Genomic DNA, 12,532 nt, shown 5'->3' on the forward strand with positions numbered 1-12,532 from the left:
TGTTCATTCTGCTACTGTTTCATTTTATCGCGAAGCACCATTTGTAAAATGCCGCCGTGGCGATAGTAATCAATTTCCACTTCACTGTCAAAACGGACAACGACTTCAAATGTTTTTACCGTACCATCTTCACTGATTGCTCTGACAGTCAGCAAGTCACGCGGACGTACAGATTCATCAACATCCACCTCGATGACTTCCTTACCGGTTAAGCCGAGTGTATCCGCGTTTTCACCCTGTTTGAACTGGAGCGGCAGCACACCCATAAAGACGAGGTTGCTTCTGTGAATTCTTTCAAAGCTTTCGGCAATGACTGTTCTGATGCCGAGCAGGTTTGTTCCTTTTGCAGCCCAGTCACGTGAAGAGCCCATTCCGTAATCTTTTCCGGCCAGGACGACAAGGCCCGTTTTATCTTCTTTATACCGCATGCAGGCATCATAAATAGATGTCACTTTCCCGGTAGGCCAATGTGTTGTGTATCCGCCTTCTGTACCCGGTGCGATTTGGTTTTTAATGCGGATATTGGCGAATGTTCCTCTCATCATGACTTCATGGTTTCCGCGGCGTGAGCCGTAAGAGTTAAAGTCACGAGGAGAAACGCCTTTTTCCTGCAGGTATTTGCCCGCCGGTGTGTCTTTTCCGATCGCTCCGGCCGGAGAAATGTGGTCAGTCGTCACGGAATCGCCGAATTTGCCGACAACGCGAAGTCCTCTTAAAGGCTCAACTTTTCCCGGCTCTACAGACATTTCCTCAAAGAACGGCGGGTTTTGAATGTAAGTGGAATCCTGATCCCACTTGTACAGCGCTTCATCCGTCGTTTCGATTTCGTTCCAGCGCTGGTTGTCGTCAAATACCGTTTCATACTCTTTGCGGAATAATTCCGGCGTAACAGTCTGTTTGACGAGAGAATTGATTTCATCCATGGACGGCCAGATGTCATCGAAATAAACATTTTGTCCGTCATTTCCGACACCGATCGGATCCGTTTTCAGGTTGATATTGACAGTGCCCGCTAATGCGTATGCAACAACAAGCGGAGGTGACGCAAGGTAGTTTCCTTTGACAAGCGGATGGATCCGTCCTTCAAAGTTTCTGTTACCCGACAAGACAGAAGTGATCAAGAGATCATTTTTAGCAACCGCTTCTTCAATCTCTGGAGAAAGCGGGCCGGAGTTCCCGATACATGTCGTACAGCCATACCCTACGAGGTTAAAGCCGAGCTCCTTCATGTAAGGAAGCAGGCCTGAGTTGACTAAGTATCCAGTAACAACCTTAGACCCCGGTGCAAGTGATGTTTTAACATAATTCGGCACTTTCAAGCCTAATTCTACCGCTTTTTTGGCTACCAATCCGGCACCGATTAATACAAAAGGGTTTGATGTATTCGTACAGCTTGTAATAGCGGCGATTGCAATCGCCCCTGTTTTCATAACCGCATCTTCACCGCTGTTAAGTTTAAATGAAATTTCTTTGTTCTCTTCAGCAGCATCCGCTCCGAATCCTTGGTTGCCGGCCGGGCTGACAAGATGTTTTTTAAACGTTTCCTGCATAACGGAAAGCGGGATTAAATCCTGCGGACGTTTCGGTCCTGAAAGGTTCGCTTCGATTTTTGACAGATCAATTTCCACAACGTCTGTAAAAATCGGCTCTTCCGCGTCAGGCGTATAGAATAAACCGTTGTTGCGGCAGTATGCTTCCACAATATCGATCTGCTCTTCTTCACGGCCGGTCAGACGCAGGTAAGAAAGTGCTTCCTCGTCAACCGGGAAGAATCCGCAAGTCGCTCCGTATTCCGGCGCCATATTGGCAATAGTCGCACGATCCGCAAGCGGAAGCTCAGCAACACCAGGTCCGAAGAATTCAACAAATTTATTGACTACGCCTTTTTCGCGCAGCACTTGAGTGACTTTGAGCGCCAAGTCAGTCGCCGTCGTTCCGTTAGGCAATTTTCCGACAAGTTTCGCGCCGATGACCTCAGGAACAGGGAAATATGAAGGCTGGCCGAGCATTCCCGCTTCCGCCTCAATACCGCCGACACCCCAGCCGAGGACGCCGATTCCGTTAATCATTGTTGTATGGGAATCTGTTCCCACCAGAGTATCAGGATATGTCACAAGTTCTCCGTCTTCCTCTTTCGTATGAACGACACTTGCCAAAAACTCAAGGTTTACCTGGTGAACGATACCTGTTGCAGGCGGAACCGCCTGATAATTGTTAAACGCTTTCTTTGCCCAGCTTAAAAATTTATAACGTTCTGCATTTCTTTCGAATTCTAAGTCCATATTAATGGCTAACGCGTCTTCCGTACCGGCTTTGTCGACTTGTACGGAGTGGTCAATGACCAGGTCAACCGGAATTTCAGGATTGATTTTATCAGGGTCTCCGCCGACAGAGGCCATGGCTTTTCTTAAAGATGCCAGGTCAACTACGGCCGGAACACCGGTAAAGTCCTGTAGAATAACCCGTGACGGTTTAAACGGCACATCGATATCTTTTAATTCAGCAGTACCCCATCTTGCTAAATTTTCAACATGTTCTTTTGTAATGACGCGTCCGTCTACCTGACGCAAAACGGATTCCAAAAGAACCTTAATAGAATAAGGAAGTTTTGAAACATTGCCGACCCCTGCGTCTTCCAATGCTTTTAATGAATAGTAGTTGTATGTTTTTCCATTTGAAGAAAATGTTTTTCTTGCTTGGAAAACGTCTTGTGTTGCGACTTTTTGCTGATTTGTCATTCTCCAAAATCCCCCTTCAATGATCAAGATCGTTCTTTAGATGAATGTTCACATTCCATCACAATTTTCTCACAATTTCATCTTAGTATAAAATCATACATAAGTAAATATCAATGTTTTTATTAAATACAATAAGATCGTCTTATCAGCATGATTGTCGGTAAATTTTGTCCGATTTTCCGCCTCATACAACGGGCTGTAAAGAGCCATATTAATGTTGAGGTGATGATCATGGTAAAACGGAAAGCCAATCATGTAATGAACGGCATGAATGATGCGAAAAGCCAAGGCAAAGGCGCGGGCTATATAGAAAATGACCAGCTCGTCCTGACGGAAGAAGAACGGCAGAACAATAAAAAAAGAAAAACAAACCAATAGCCGGAACACCTTAAAAAAGGAGGCTTTAACTTGACAAATAAAAATACGAGTAAAGATATGCATAAAAATGCTCCGAAGGGCCATAACCCCGGCCAGCCGGAACCGCTGAGCGGAAGCAAAAAAGTGAAAAACCGCAACCATACAAGACAAAAACATAATACAAGCCACGATATGTAAAACAGACCACGGTGTCTGTTTTTTTTGTGCCATTCACCCATTCAAAGCTTCTGCATACGTTATAGCAAGGCTTTTTAATATGGAGGGATGCTTCCATGAATCACTCAAAAAACGCTGAAGAATTTGATGATACGGAAGAATGGCTGCGGCAGTTTTACGAGGACCCGTATGCTTGGTATGACGAGACGCTGCCGATCGATCTATATGAAACAAGCCGTCAATATATCATTGAAGCCGACCTGACGGCGCTGAAACAGGTGCAAGCGATAACCGTCACTCTTTCGGGAAATGAGTTTATGCTCTCTGTTAAAACGCTTGAACGGACGTTAAACAAACAAATGATGCTTCCTTTTTATCTGAATGACAAACATATTTTCACTGATTTCACCAACCATATTCTGACCGTCTCCATGAACAAGGAGCCAAATGAGACTCCTGCCTCTTTTTCCTTTCAATTTCCTCTATAACATAAAAAAGCCGCTTTCATCCCTCAATGGAAGCGGCTTTTTTGTCCGGTCATATCAGTCATATACCCTCAAAGTGAATCTCCCATGGCCAAATAGCAGAATCACTATACGATAGAATATGTTCTAGCAACCGGAATGACTGGACATCTATCATTTTTTCTATTCTTTTTTTCATGTGTTCTTCTATTCTGTCTTCGTTTACAATATGGTTAAAGTAAGGAGGTGATAGAACAATGCTGGAAGGCTGGTTTATGTGGTTTATTTTATTTTGGGTCATCGTGATGATCGGATTGCTGTCTATCGGCGGGTTTTTTATGTTTCGAAAATTTTTAAAACGCTTACCGAAAGAAGACGGCCGGTCAGAACTGGATTGGCAGGACTATTATATTGAAAAAAGCAGGCACTTATGGAATGAGGGTGACAAGGCGTTTTTGGATGAATTGGTCGCCCCCGTGCCGGAGCTCTTTCGGGATGTAGCCAAAGCGAAAATCGCCGGAAAAATCGGTGAACTTTCCTTAGCGGAGGAAGCTGAACAAATAAACCGTGATTTAATCATCAGGGGTTACATACTGGCCACTCCTAAGCGGGATCATCAATTTTTAAAAAAGCATCTCCGTGAAAAACAGATTGATCTTACTCCTTATCAAGCCCTGCTCAAATAAAAAACCTTTCCGGCGGACGGAAAGGTTTTAATTCATCTGAATATCAGCGGTCTTCAGTTCATTCGAAAGTTTGCGGTAAGACAAAAACATCGCGATGCGCCACGGGACAATCATTCCGAAAGCAAGAATCCAAAACATTCCGCTTAAAGCTCCGTAATCAATCGTCGTGCTCAAAATGGATTTCATAGCGATTCTGATAACCAGCAAACCAATCAGGATAAACACAAACGCTTTTGACCGTTTTAAATAGATTTCATTATTTTTAATCTCAAATTTAGATGTTTTAATCAGAAAAATAGAGAAGATCACGCCCAGCGTAATGGCCTCCAAAAATTCTTCGCCCGTCACTCTGAAAATCGGAAAAAGGAACATAAGCGCTCCCGTACTCATGAAAATCGGCGGGAGAATTATTTTTTTAGGTGAAGCGGGCTTGTCGGAGGATTTAATCCTGACGATCATCACGGAAATTGCCATGGCCGCTGCAATAACGGATGAAATTATAATCATCATCTTTATCATTCCTTTGCTTGCACGGAGTTTGATACTATATACTATACTCCAAAAACATAAAAAAAACCAATTTGAAAAGAGAACACGTTTACGTTCCCGTTACCCGGCCTACGGCCTCCAGCACTTTAGATGCTTCAAACGGTTTAACGATAAAGTCTTTAGCGCCTAATTCAATCGCTTCCAGAACGATCCGCTGCTGCCGCATGGCGGTGCACATGATGATCCGGGCTTTCGGGTCAAAAGCTAAAATATCCTGCAGCGCCTGTATACCGTTTTTGACCGGCATGGTAATATCCATAGTCACCAGGTCGGGACGGATTTTTTGATATACTGCCAGAGCTTCCTCACCGTCAGCCGCTTCCCCGGCCACTGTGAAATTCGCCGATTCCAGAATCTCTCTGATTTTCACCCTCATGAACTTGGCGTCATCTACAACTAAAACTCGTGTCATATTCCCCTCCACATATTTAACATTAACTAGTCTTATTGTACCAAAAACAAAAGGGTATATAATAGTTCAAAAGTTATTAATCCGTTACAGACCCGTAAATCCTCCGAAAAGATTTGACAGAACGATCAGAATGTAGCTCATCCAGTTAAAAAACAGCATAACTCCGATCAGAATCATAAGAATGCCGCCGATTTTCATGATAAGCAGCTGATGCTTGCGAATCCAATTCATTCTGGTAATAAAAAATGAAAGAACAAGAAAAGGAATCGCAAATCCGAGAACATATAAAAACATATACGGCACTGCTGAAGAAGGATTTGTATTGGCCAGCGAAAACACGGCTCCTAAAATAGGCCCGCTGCACGGCGACCAGCCGGCTGCAAACGCAAGACCGATCAGAACCGAACCGATAAACCCCTCCGGACGGCGCTTAAAGTGAATGCGCCGCTCTTTCATCATGAATTTCGGCTGAAACACACCGGCAGTAACCAGCCCGAAAAGAATCAGCATGATAGCGCCAAACTGGCGGATCGCTTCATGATATTGGGTAAAAAAACTGCCGATAAACGAAGTTCCATATCCCAATGCGATAAAAATCACGGAGAAACCAAGCAAAAAACAAAGTGTATGCACGAGGCCGCGCTTTTGCAGCATCACCTTTTCTGTTTTCACCTCGTCCATACTGACACCAGTTATGTAAGACAAAAAAGCGGGATACAACGGCAGGCAGCATGGAGAAATGAAAGACAGAAATCCGGCCCCAAACGTCAGAAAGTAATTAAAACTCACGATGACACACTCCCTTCGAGTTATGACAAAATCATTTCATTTTTTTAACACTTTCCCGAGAAGGATTACTTTTTATAGAAAAAGCTTATATAATTTAATTTGACATCGAGATATTATACTCCTTCTTATTTGAAAAACAGTATAAATGTGGATATAATAATAGCGACTCAGGTGAAAGATTTATGTATGAAAGGATATATCCCTGTGATTAGAGAGCATCTATTAAATGAAATTGAAAAAAAACGGGCAGAGCTGCTTAAAATCGTCATGACAAACGGAATGACATCAAACATTACGATAGAACTCAGCCAGGAGCTTGACCACCTTCTCATACAATACCAAAAAGAACTGCACACCGGCAGTTGGGGTGAAACATGACGCCAAAATAAAAAACCCTCTCCGGGTTTTTTATTTTTATAACCATGTATCTCTATATCATAATCTGTACGTATTATTTCGCTTGATTATTCATGGCTTTCATCATTTGATTAATTTTCTTTTGAGAAGGTTTCATTCCCATTTGCATCATCATCATGCGTAACATTTGTTCATTAATAGGCGGATTCTTTTTCAAATAGCTCATCATATATTTACGAGCAATAAAAAACCCGAGTGCAACACCTATGAGCAATGCGACAACGCCCACTAGGATGCCAACCCATAAAGTCATTTTATTTCCTCCTTCATGTTGTCTAGTTTAAAGTGTACTAAACCAAAGGCTATTATACAACATTTACATCTCTTTTTCCTCGTTTTTAGACAAAATTTCTTTCTCTGACCGGATTTAACCACCCGTAGCGCCGTGTCTTGAAATCCATTGCAAGAAAACAGGGGCTGATTTTACGCAGAATCTCAAAGAAAATCGTTTCCGCCTCATAATCTCCCGAAGCTGCAATCTCAATTAAACTGTCTTTCATCATGAAGGTGGCGCGGCCCTTTTCTCCGGGCAGTGTAAGCCGGTAAATGGAATCCAAACGGCTGTAACTCATTCGGTTTAAATGCAGCTGGAGACGCTGATGCATATGTATCACCGGAATCGGTTCCGTTATATATTGAACTTGCTTTTCTGTCATTTGATATTCCTGGGGTGTCAGGTCTGTCCAATGATAGTCTCGAAACAACTCAAACATAGCCGTTTCCCGCCCGAAGTAGTGGTTCGCAAACTCATCCTTTATCAGGTGCGTATAGTAATGACGTTCCATTTCCTCATCCCCTTTTACAGCGCTTCGTTATTGCTTTCTATTATACAAAAGGAGAAAAAAAAGAATTGTCTATTACTGTTATGCCGCCCCTTCTATTTTTGTCGCATAATCAGGAAAAAGAGGATGATTTGACTCATCCTCTTTTGTCTCGTTATTTGTTTAAAAGTTTTTTCACGCGGTCAACCACGTTTTCTGCAGTAAACCCGTATTCTTTCATAATTGTTTCTCCCGGAGCTGAAGCACCGAAACGGTCAATTGCGAGAACGTCTCCTTCAAGACCGGTAAATTTGCCCCATCCGAAGCTTGAACCCATTTCGATCGCAAGACGTTTCGTCACATTCGGAGGAAGCACGCTGTTTTTGTACTCGGCCGATTGTTTTTCAAAGCGGTCCCAGCTCGGCATGCTGACTACAGATACGTGAATGTTTTCTTCAGCCAGTTTCGCTTGAGCTTCGATCGCAAGTCCGACTTCAGAACCTGTCGCTAAAAGAAGAGCGGCTGGTGATTCCGTTTGGGCTTTGGAAACGATATAAGCCCCTTTTTCCACGCCCGCATACGCTTCTTCAGCCTGCTGATCAATCGTCGGCAGGTTTTGGCGTGTCAATACAAGAGCTGTCGGATGATCTTGGCTTTGAACGGCAACCTTCCATGCAGCTGCGGTTTCATTTCCGTCAGCAGGTCTGATCACAGAAAGGTTAGGAAGTGCGCGTAAAGAAGCAAGCTGCTCAATCGGTTCGTGAGTCGGCCCGTCCTCTCCTACGGCAATACTGTCATGTGTGAATACATAAGTGACGGGAAGACCCATCAATGACGCCAGACGAATGGCAGGTCTTAAATAATCAGAGAACACAAAGAATGTGCCGCCGAATACGCGAAGGCCGCCGTGAAGCGCCATTCCGTTTAATGCAGCGCCCATCGCAAATTCACGGACACCGAACCAGAAGTTTTTCCCGGCGTAGTCTTTGGCCGTGAAGTCTCCTCCATTTTTGATTGTCGTTTTATTTGAACCCGCAAGGTCAGCAGATCCCCCGACAAAGAAAGGAATTTTCTTAGCGATCCCGTTCAGCACCTCACCTGAAGATGCGCGGGAAGCAAGGCTGCTGCCTTTTTCATAAACGGGAACTTCCTGATCCCAGTCTTTAGGAAGCTCGCCTTTCATGCCGAGTGACAGCTGTTCAGCAAGCTCAGGATATTTTTCTTTATAAGCCGCGAACAGTTCATTCCATTCCTGTTCTTTTTTCGAGCCGGCTTCTTTTACCGCTTTATTGAAATGCCCGTATACTTCTTCCGGAACATAAAAATCTTCTTCAAACGTCCAAGCATACGCTTCTTTTGTCAGCTTGCTCTCTTCTAGTCCTAACGGAGCGCCGTGAACGCCGGATGTGCCCGCGCGGTTTGGAGAACCGAAACCGATCGTGGTTTTCACTTCAATCAAAGTCGGTTTTTTATCATTCTGGCGCGCTTTTTCAATTGCAGCCGTCAATTCAGCGATGTTGTTTCCGTCCTCAACATAAAGAACTTCCCAGTTCATTGCTTCAAAACGCTGCTTTACATTTTCAGAGAAAGAACGGTCTAAATCGCCGTCTAAAGAAATGTCATTAGAATCGTATAATACGATCAGGCGGCCTAATTCAAGATGGCCTGCAAGAGAAGCGGCTTCGGAAGAAATGCCTTCCATTAAATCACCGTCTCCGCAAATACTGTATGTATAATGATCAACTACGTTGAAAGAATCACGGTTATATGTCTCAGCCAGATGGCGTTCTGCAATTGCCATTCCCACTGCCATTGCAATACCCTGTCCAAGCGGCCCGGTCGTTGCGTCTACTCCGGCTGTGTGTCCGAACTCCGGATGTCCCGGTGTTTTGCTTCCCCATTGACGGAACTGTTTCAAGTCTTCAATGCTGAGGTCATATCCGCTTAAATGCAGCATGCTGTATAAAAGCATTGAACCGTGGCCTGCTGATAAAACAAAGCGGTCGCGGTTAAACCAGCCCGGATTCTGCGGATTTACATTCATAAATTTCGTCCACAGCGTGTATGCCATCGGAGCAGCTCCCATCGGCATGCCCGGATGTCCGGAATTCGCTTTTTCAATTGCGTCTATAGATAGTGTACGAATGGTGGCAACTGATTTCTTTTCAATTGTATCCATTATAATCCCCTTCCATATTGTTGTACCTTTTCATCATAAAGCGATGCTGACTTTTTCTCAACTCTTTCAGCTTAAATTTGAGATAAACTTGTTGAAAATTGTCGTAAACACATCCTGATATTAGTATATACGAAAAAAGAATACGTATTGCCGTATTCTTTCTGTTTAATGAAGATTATTTTTCTGTTGTTCTCTTTTTAATTTTTCAGGGGTGACATCGTTGCCTTCCGGATCAATCACTTTTACGCTCTTTAACGTATTTTTCATTGAGGAGCGGAATCCTTTCAAATACTCCTGGCGAAGCTTTTGCTGTTCAGCTTTTTCCTCATCCGTTATCGTGTTTGATTTAGCTTTTTGAGCCAATTCGTTAATTCTTGCGATTTTTTCTTTAGAAATCATAATAAGCTCCTTTGGTGCGTGTTGATTATATACTACTAAAACGCAGTCTTTTTTACAACTGATGCGCGTCAGCTGCCTTCTGTGTCTGCGGTATATTCCTGAAACCGCCGGTGAACCGTGGCTTTGGACACGTCATAGCCGAATCCCCTTAAGGTCGCTGCGATTTCTGCAAAGGTAAGCTTGTTGGCTCTCAGCCTGATAATTTCCGAAACCGGAACCTCTTTTTTTTCTTTTCCGCTGTTTTCATGCCTGTTTTTCAGATTCCGTTCAGGTTTGTAGCCGTTTTTTACGGCTCTTTTCATTCCCCGCCGGATTTTCATATTGTGAATTTTCCTTTGATATTCCTCAACAATACTGACGATTTCGAGTACCATCGAATCAGCTTCAGAAAGCTCCAGTTCACCTTTATGAGCCGTCGTATATATTTTCACATTCTCCCTGTAAATACAATGCAAAAGCGCAATCTTGGCGTTTCCTCTTCCCAATCTCGTTTCGTCCTGCACCAATATCGCGTCAATATGTGATTTTTTAATTTCATCAAGCATTTCAAATACTCCGTCGCGGTCCATTTCGTAACCGCTGGCTTTCTCAGAAATGACTTTCACGACTTCCATGCCGTTTGCAGCAGCGATCTCACTGAGCTCCTCTTCCTGTCTTTTTAATGATGTTTGCTGCTGTTCTTTGTTTGTGCTTACGCGGGCATAAATGAGCGCCTTCATTTCTCTCTTTCCTCTCTAATTGACAATGGCCAGCTGATATACGGCCGGATGCTTTTTCTTAACCGGAAGAATAAGCTCGTCTCCGGGCTTTATATCAGCAGTTTGGAGATGATTATTCTCCGTCACCCACTCAATGAAATCTTCTTTATTAATGTGTTTCTTTTCTGCTACATGATCCGCAAGTGACCAGAGTGTATCGCCGTCCTGAACCTTTATTTTAACATATTGGCTGAGGGACTGATCATTCCCCGCACATGAGACAAGTAAAATAGCGGCACTTAAAATTGCAGTAAACAGCCCGACAAATATAATAGATTCTTTCGCCATGTAAACAACCTCCGATAAGAATGTTTGTTCGCTTTTTATACCTTTCAGTATATACGAACAAACGTTTCTGTCAATCGTTTTTTTCGAACCTATGTTTGTACTGTCAGGAAAATCATGCTATAATCTACTTAAAATCGACGTTTTGAGGTGCGAAATATGACGAAGCTATCAAAAAGGCAGCTTGATATCCTGCGTTTTATTAAAGAAGAGGTAAAAACGAAAGGATATCCGCCTTCTGTAAGAGAGATAGGAGAAGCAGTAGGACTGGCTTCCAGTTCAACCGTGCACGGCCATTTGGCGCGGCTGGAGACAAAAGGCCTGATCAGACGGGACCCTACTAAACCGAGGGCGATTGAGGTATTGGATGAAGAAGAAGTCCAAATTCCGAAAAGCCAGGTCGTAAACGTTCCGGTCATCGGGAAAGTGACGGCGGGTATTCCGATTACGGCTGTTGAAAATATCGACGAGTATTTTCCGCTTCCTGACCGGATGGTTCCTCCGGGCGAACATGTCTTTATGTTAGAAATCATGGGAGAAAGTATGATCGACGCCGGCATTTTTGACAAAGATTACGTCATCGTCAAACAGCAGAACACGGCCAATAACGGAGAAATCGTCGTAGCTATGACCGAAGATGATGAAGCGACGGTCAAGCGCTTCTATAAAGAAGACAATTATGTGCGGCTGCAGCCGGAAAATCCGACGATGGAGCCGATTATCCTGCAAAACGTAAGCATTTTGGGGAAAGTTATCGGCGTATTCAGAGCCGTACATTAATTCTATTAAACTTCATTTATCGTAAAAAACCCCTCTGTAAGGGGTTTTTTTGCATAAAAAAAGCAGATTCGCCCTGGCTTAAGAAACGAATCTGCTAAGGAGGAAAAACTTACATTCTTATTATCCGACATCACACTTTTGAAGTCAACTAATAATGTTTCCCTTGAGAAACTTTTCATCCATTTTTCAACTTTGTATATTAGTGCGTGATGAATTTGCTTTTGTTTATCTTTTTTTTGGGCGGGTGCATCAAAATTTATATATGAATATTTAGTACATAGTACGATAAGTTATATTTAAATATAAAAAAACCCGCTGCCTTTAGCGAGTATCTATTTTCAATCAAAATGATAATATTCTACACCGTATAACCCTTTAATATAGACGGGGCCACAGACGTTTGAAGAACTTTCAACCAGAATCCTGTATTTGTGATACGGATCAATTGATTTTTTATCCTGGGCACTGAGGTTTAACCAGCTGCCGCTGTAGGTTTTAGAGCTTAATGTATAAAAATTTCCGTTCAGCGCCATCCGCTGGAGTTTCATGCTTAAACCGCACGAAGAGTTGTTCATTATGGTGAACTTATATCCTAAAAAGTAATCGTCGGCAGCTACAGCCCCCGGATTTTCAATATGAAACTCTTTTGCATTTCCCTCCAAAGTGAAGCTTGTTTTTGATCCAAATTCAGTGGTAGCCGCTTTAGCTGAGTGTATTCCGCTAAAACATAATAAAAAAACAGCAATACATATCCAGTATTTTTTCATTTGCATCCCCCTTT

Annotated in this window: 17 protein-coding genes; 6 read left to right on the forward strand and 11 right to left on the reverse strand. The window is 43.1% G+C overall.

The window, feature by feature from the left end:
• Positions 1-11: 11 nt before the first annotated feature.
• On the reverse strand, positions 12-2,738 hold the full coding sequence (gene acnA / locus ACWHAR_RS05305; protein ID WP_032875049.1) for an aconitate hydratase AcnA: 2,727 nt from the start codon (positions 2,736-2,738) through the stop codon (positions 12-14).
• 231 nt (positions 2,739-2,969) lie between these two features.
• On the opposite strand from acnA, the gene sspO reads away from it, so the two are divergent.
• The 4 genes from sspO to ACWHAR_RS05325 all read left to right on the forward strand — a co-directional run bounded on the left by sspO (position 2,970) and on the right by ACWHAR_RS05325 (position 4,422).
• Positions 2,970-3,116 (forward strand): acid-soluble spore protein SspO, encoded by a 147-nt coding sequence (gene sspO, locus ACWHAR_RS05310; protein WP_032875047.1) that lies wholly within the window; start codon positions 2,970-2,972, stop codon positions 3,114-3,116.
• Between the two features lie 30 nt (positions 3,117-3,146).
• Positions 3,147-3,293: a small acid-soluble spore protein P gene (locus ACWHAR_RS05315; protein WP_003153984.1), complete on the forward strand. Its 147-nt coding sequence runs from the start codon at positions 3,147-3,149 to the stop codon at positions 3,291-3,293.
• 95 nt (positions 3,294-3,388) lie between these two features.
• Complete coding sequence (locus ACWHAR_RS05320; protein ID WP_007410324.1) at positions 3,389-3,760, forward strand: Hsp20/alpha crystallin family protein; 372 nt, start codon at positions 3,389-3,391, stop codon at positions 3,758-3,760.
• 233 nt (positions 3,761-3,993) lie between these two features.
• Complete coding sequence (locus ACWHAR_RS05325) at positions 3,994-4,422, forward strand: DUF2621 domain-containing protein (protein WP_007410325.1); 429 nt, start codon at positions 3,994-3,996, stop codon at positions 4,420-4,422.
• Positions 4,423-4,449: 27 nt separating this feature from the next.
• Here ACWHAR_RS05325 and ACWHAR_RS05330 read toward each other — a convergent pair whose 3' ends face one another.
• From ACWHAR_RS05330 to ACWHAR_RS05340, 3 genes are all read right to left on the reverse strand, one after another.
• Complete coding sequence (locus ACWHAR_RS05330) at positions 4,450-4,941, reverse strand: CcdC family protein (protein ID WP_007611735.1); 492 nt, start codon at positions 4,939-4,941, stop codon at positions 4,450-4,452.
• A gap of 79 nt (positions 4,942-5,020) precedes the next feature.
• Complete coding sequence (locus ACWHAR_RS05335; protein WP_032875045.1) at positions 5,021-5,383, reverse strand: response regulator; 363 nt, start codon at positions 5,381-5,383, stop codon at positions 5,021-5,023.
• 84 nt (positions 5,384-5,467) lie between these two features.
• On the reverse strand, positions 5,468-6,175 hold the full coding sequence (locus tag ACWHAR_RS05340; protein WP_087920767.1) for a cytochrome c biogenesis protein CcdA: 708 nt from the start codon (positions 6,173-6,175) through the stop codon (positions 5,468-5,470).
• 201 nt (positions 6,176-6,376) lie between these two features.
• Here ACWHAR_RS05340 and ACWHAR_RS05345 point away from each other — a divergent pair, with 201 nt between their 5' ends.
• Complete coding sequence (locus tag ACWHAR_RS05345; RefSeq protein WP_012117647.1) at positions 6,377-6,550, forward strand: aspartyl-phosphate phosphatase Spo0E family protein; 174 nt, start codon at positions 6,377-6,379, stop codon at positions 6,548-6,550.
• Positions 6,551-6,623: 73 nt separating this feature from the next.
• On the opposite strand, the gene ACWHAR_RS05350 is transcribed toward ACWHAR_RS05345, so the two are convergent.
• From ACWHAR_RS05350 to yneA, 6 genes are all read right to left on the reverse strand, one after another.
• On the reverse strand, positions 6,624-6,842 hold the full coding sequence (locus ACWHAR_RS05350; protein WP_003153994.1) for a YneF family protein: 219 nt from the start codon (positions 6,840-6,842) through the stop codon (positions 6,624-6,626).
• Positions 6,843-6,927: 85 nt separating this feature from the next.
• A complete protein-coding gene (gene sirA / locus ACWHAR_RS05355; protein WP_003153995.1) occupies positions 6,928-7,374 on the reverse strand; it encodes a sporulation inhibitor of replication protein SirA in 447 nt (148 codons plus the stop codon).
• Between the two features lie 151 nt (positions 7,375-7,525).
• Complete coding sequence (gene tkt, locus ACWHAR_RS05360; RefSeq protein ID WP_032875043.1) at positions 7,526-9,529, reverse strand: transketolase; 2,004 nt, start codon at positions 9,527-9,529, stop codon at positions 7,526-7,528.
• A gap of 165 nt (positions 9,530-9,694) precedes the next feature.
• Positions 9,695-9,928 (reverse strand): DUF896 domain-containing protein, encoded by a 234-nt coding sequence (locus ACWHAR_RS05365; protein ID WP_003153997.1) that lies wholly within the window; start codon positions 9,926-9,928, stop codon positions 9,695-9,697.
• Between the two features lie 68 nt (positions 9,929-9,996).
• Positions 9,997-10,647, reverse strand: coding sequence for a YneB family resolvase-like protein (locus ACWHAR_RS05370; RefSeq protein WP_003153998.1), 651 nt, complete (start codon positions 10,645-10,647; stop codon positions 9,997-9,999).
• Positions 10,648-10,662: 15 nt separating this feature from the next.
• A complete protein-coding gene (gene yneA, locus ACWHAR_RS05375; RefSeq protein WP_003154001.1) occupies positions 10,663-10,974 on the reverse strand; it encodes a cell division suppressor protein YneA in 312 nt (103 codons plus the stop codon).
• Between the two features lie 156 nt (positions 10,975-11,130).
• On the opposite strand from yneA, the gene lexA reads away from it, so the two are divergent.
• Positions 11,131-11,751 (forward strand): transcriptional repressor LexA, encoded by a 621-nt coding sequence (gene lexA, locus ACWHAR_RS05380; protein WP_007611720.1) that lies wholly within the window; start codon positions 11,131-11,133, stop codon positions 11,749-11,751.
• Positions 11,752-12,089: 338 nt separating this feature from the next.
• Here lexA and ACWHAR_RS05385 read toward each other — a convergent pair whose 3' ends face one another.
• The gene (locus tag ACWHAR_RS05385) at positions 12,090-12,518 is read right to left on the reverse strand and encodes a hypothetical protein (RefSeq protein WP_032875041.1); all 429 of its coding nucleotides are present in this window, start codon (positions 12,516-12,518) and stop codon (positions 12,090-12,092) included.
• Positions 12,519-12,532: the final 14 nt, after the last annotated feature.

It is taken from the genome of Bacillus sp. LR--39 (genome assembly GCF_053613335.1).

Bases quoted from the DNA above. Each gene is read 5' to 3' on its own strand.
- ACWHAR_RS05335 (WP_032875045.1), bottom strand. From the start codon at position 5,383: ATGACACGAGTTTTAGTTGTAGATGACGCCAAGTTCATGAGGGTGAAA.
- ACWHAR_RS05325 (WP_007410325.1), top strand. From the start codon at position 3,994: ATGCTGGAAGGCTGGTTTATGTGGTTTATTTTATTTTGGGTCATCGTG.
- acnA (WP_032875049.1), bottom strand. From the start codon at position 2,738: ATGACAAATCAGCAAAAAGTCGCAACACAAGACGTTTTCCAAGCAAGA.
- ACWHAR_RS05330 (WP_007611735.1), bottom strand. From the start codon at position 4,941: ATGATAAAGATGATGATTATAATTTCATCCGTTATTGCAGCGGCCATG.
- ACWHAR_RS05385 (WP_032875041.1), bottom strand. From the start codon at position 12,518: ATGAAAAAATACTGGATATGTATTGCTGTTTTTTTATTATGTTTTAGC.
- ACWHAR_RS05350 (WP_003153994.1), bottom strand. From the start codon at position 6,842: ATGACTTTATGGGTTGGCATCCTAGTGGGCGTTGTCGCATTGCTCATA.
- ACWHAR_RS05365 (WP_003153997.1), bottom strand. From the start codon at position 9,928: ATGATTTCTAAAGAAAAAATCGCAAGAATTAACGAATTGGCTCAAAAA.
- ACWHAR_RS05370 (WP_003153998.1), bottom strand. From the start codon at position 10,647: ATGAAGGCGCTCATTTATGCCCGCGTAAGCACAAACAAAGAACAGCAG.
- sspO (WP_032875047.1), top strand. From the start codon at position 2,970: ATGGTAAAACGGAAAGCCAATCATGTAATGAACGGCATGAATGATGCG.
- yneA (WP_003154001.1), bottom strand. From the start codon at position 10,974: ATGGCGAAAGAATCTATTATATTTGTCGGGCTGTTTACTGCAATTTTA.
- sirA (WP_003153995.1), bottom strand. From the start codon at position 7,374: ATGGAACGTCATTACTATACGCACCTGATAAAGGATGAGTTTGCGAAC.
- lexA (WP_007611720.1), top strand. From the start codon at position 11,131: ATGACGAAGCTATCAAAAAGGCAGCTTGATATCCTGCGTTTTATTAAA.
- ACWHAR_RS05320 (WP_007410324.1), top strand. From the start codon at position 3,389: ATGAATCACTCAAAAAACGCTGAAGAATTTGATGATACGGAAGAATGG.
- tkt (WP_032875043.1), bottom strand. From the start codon at position 9,529: ATGGATACAATTGAAAAGAAATCAGTTGCCACCATTCGTACACTATCT.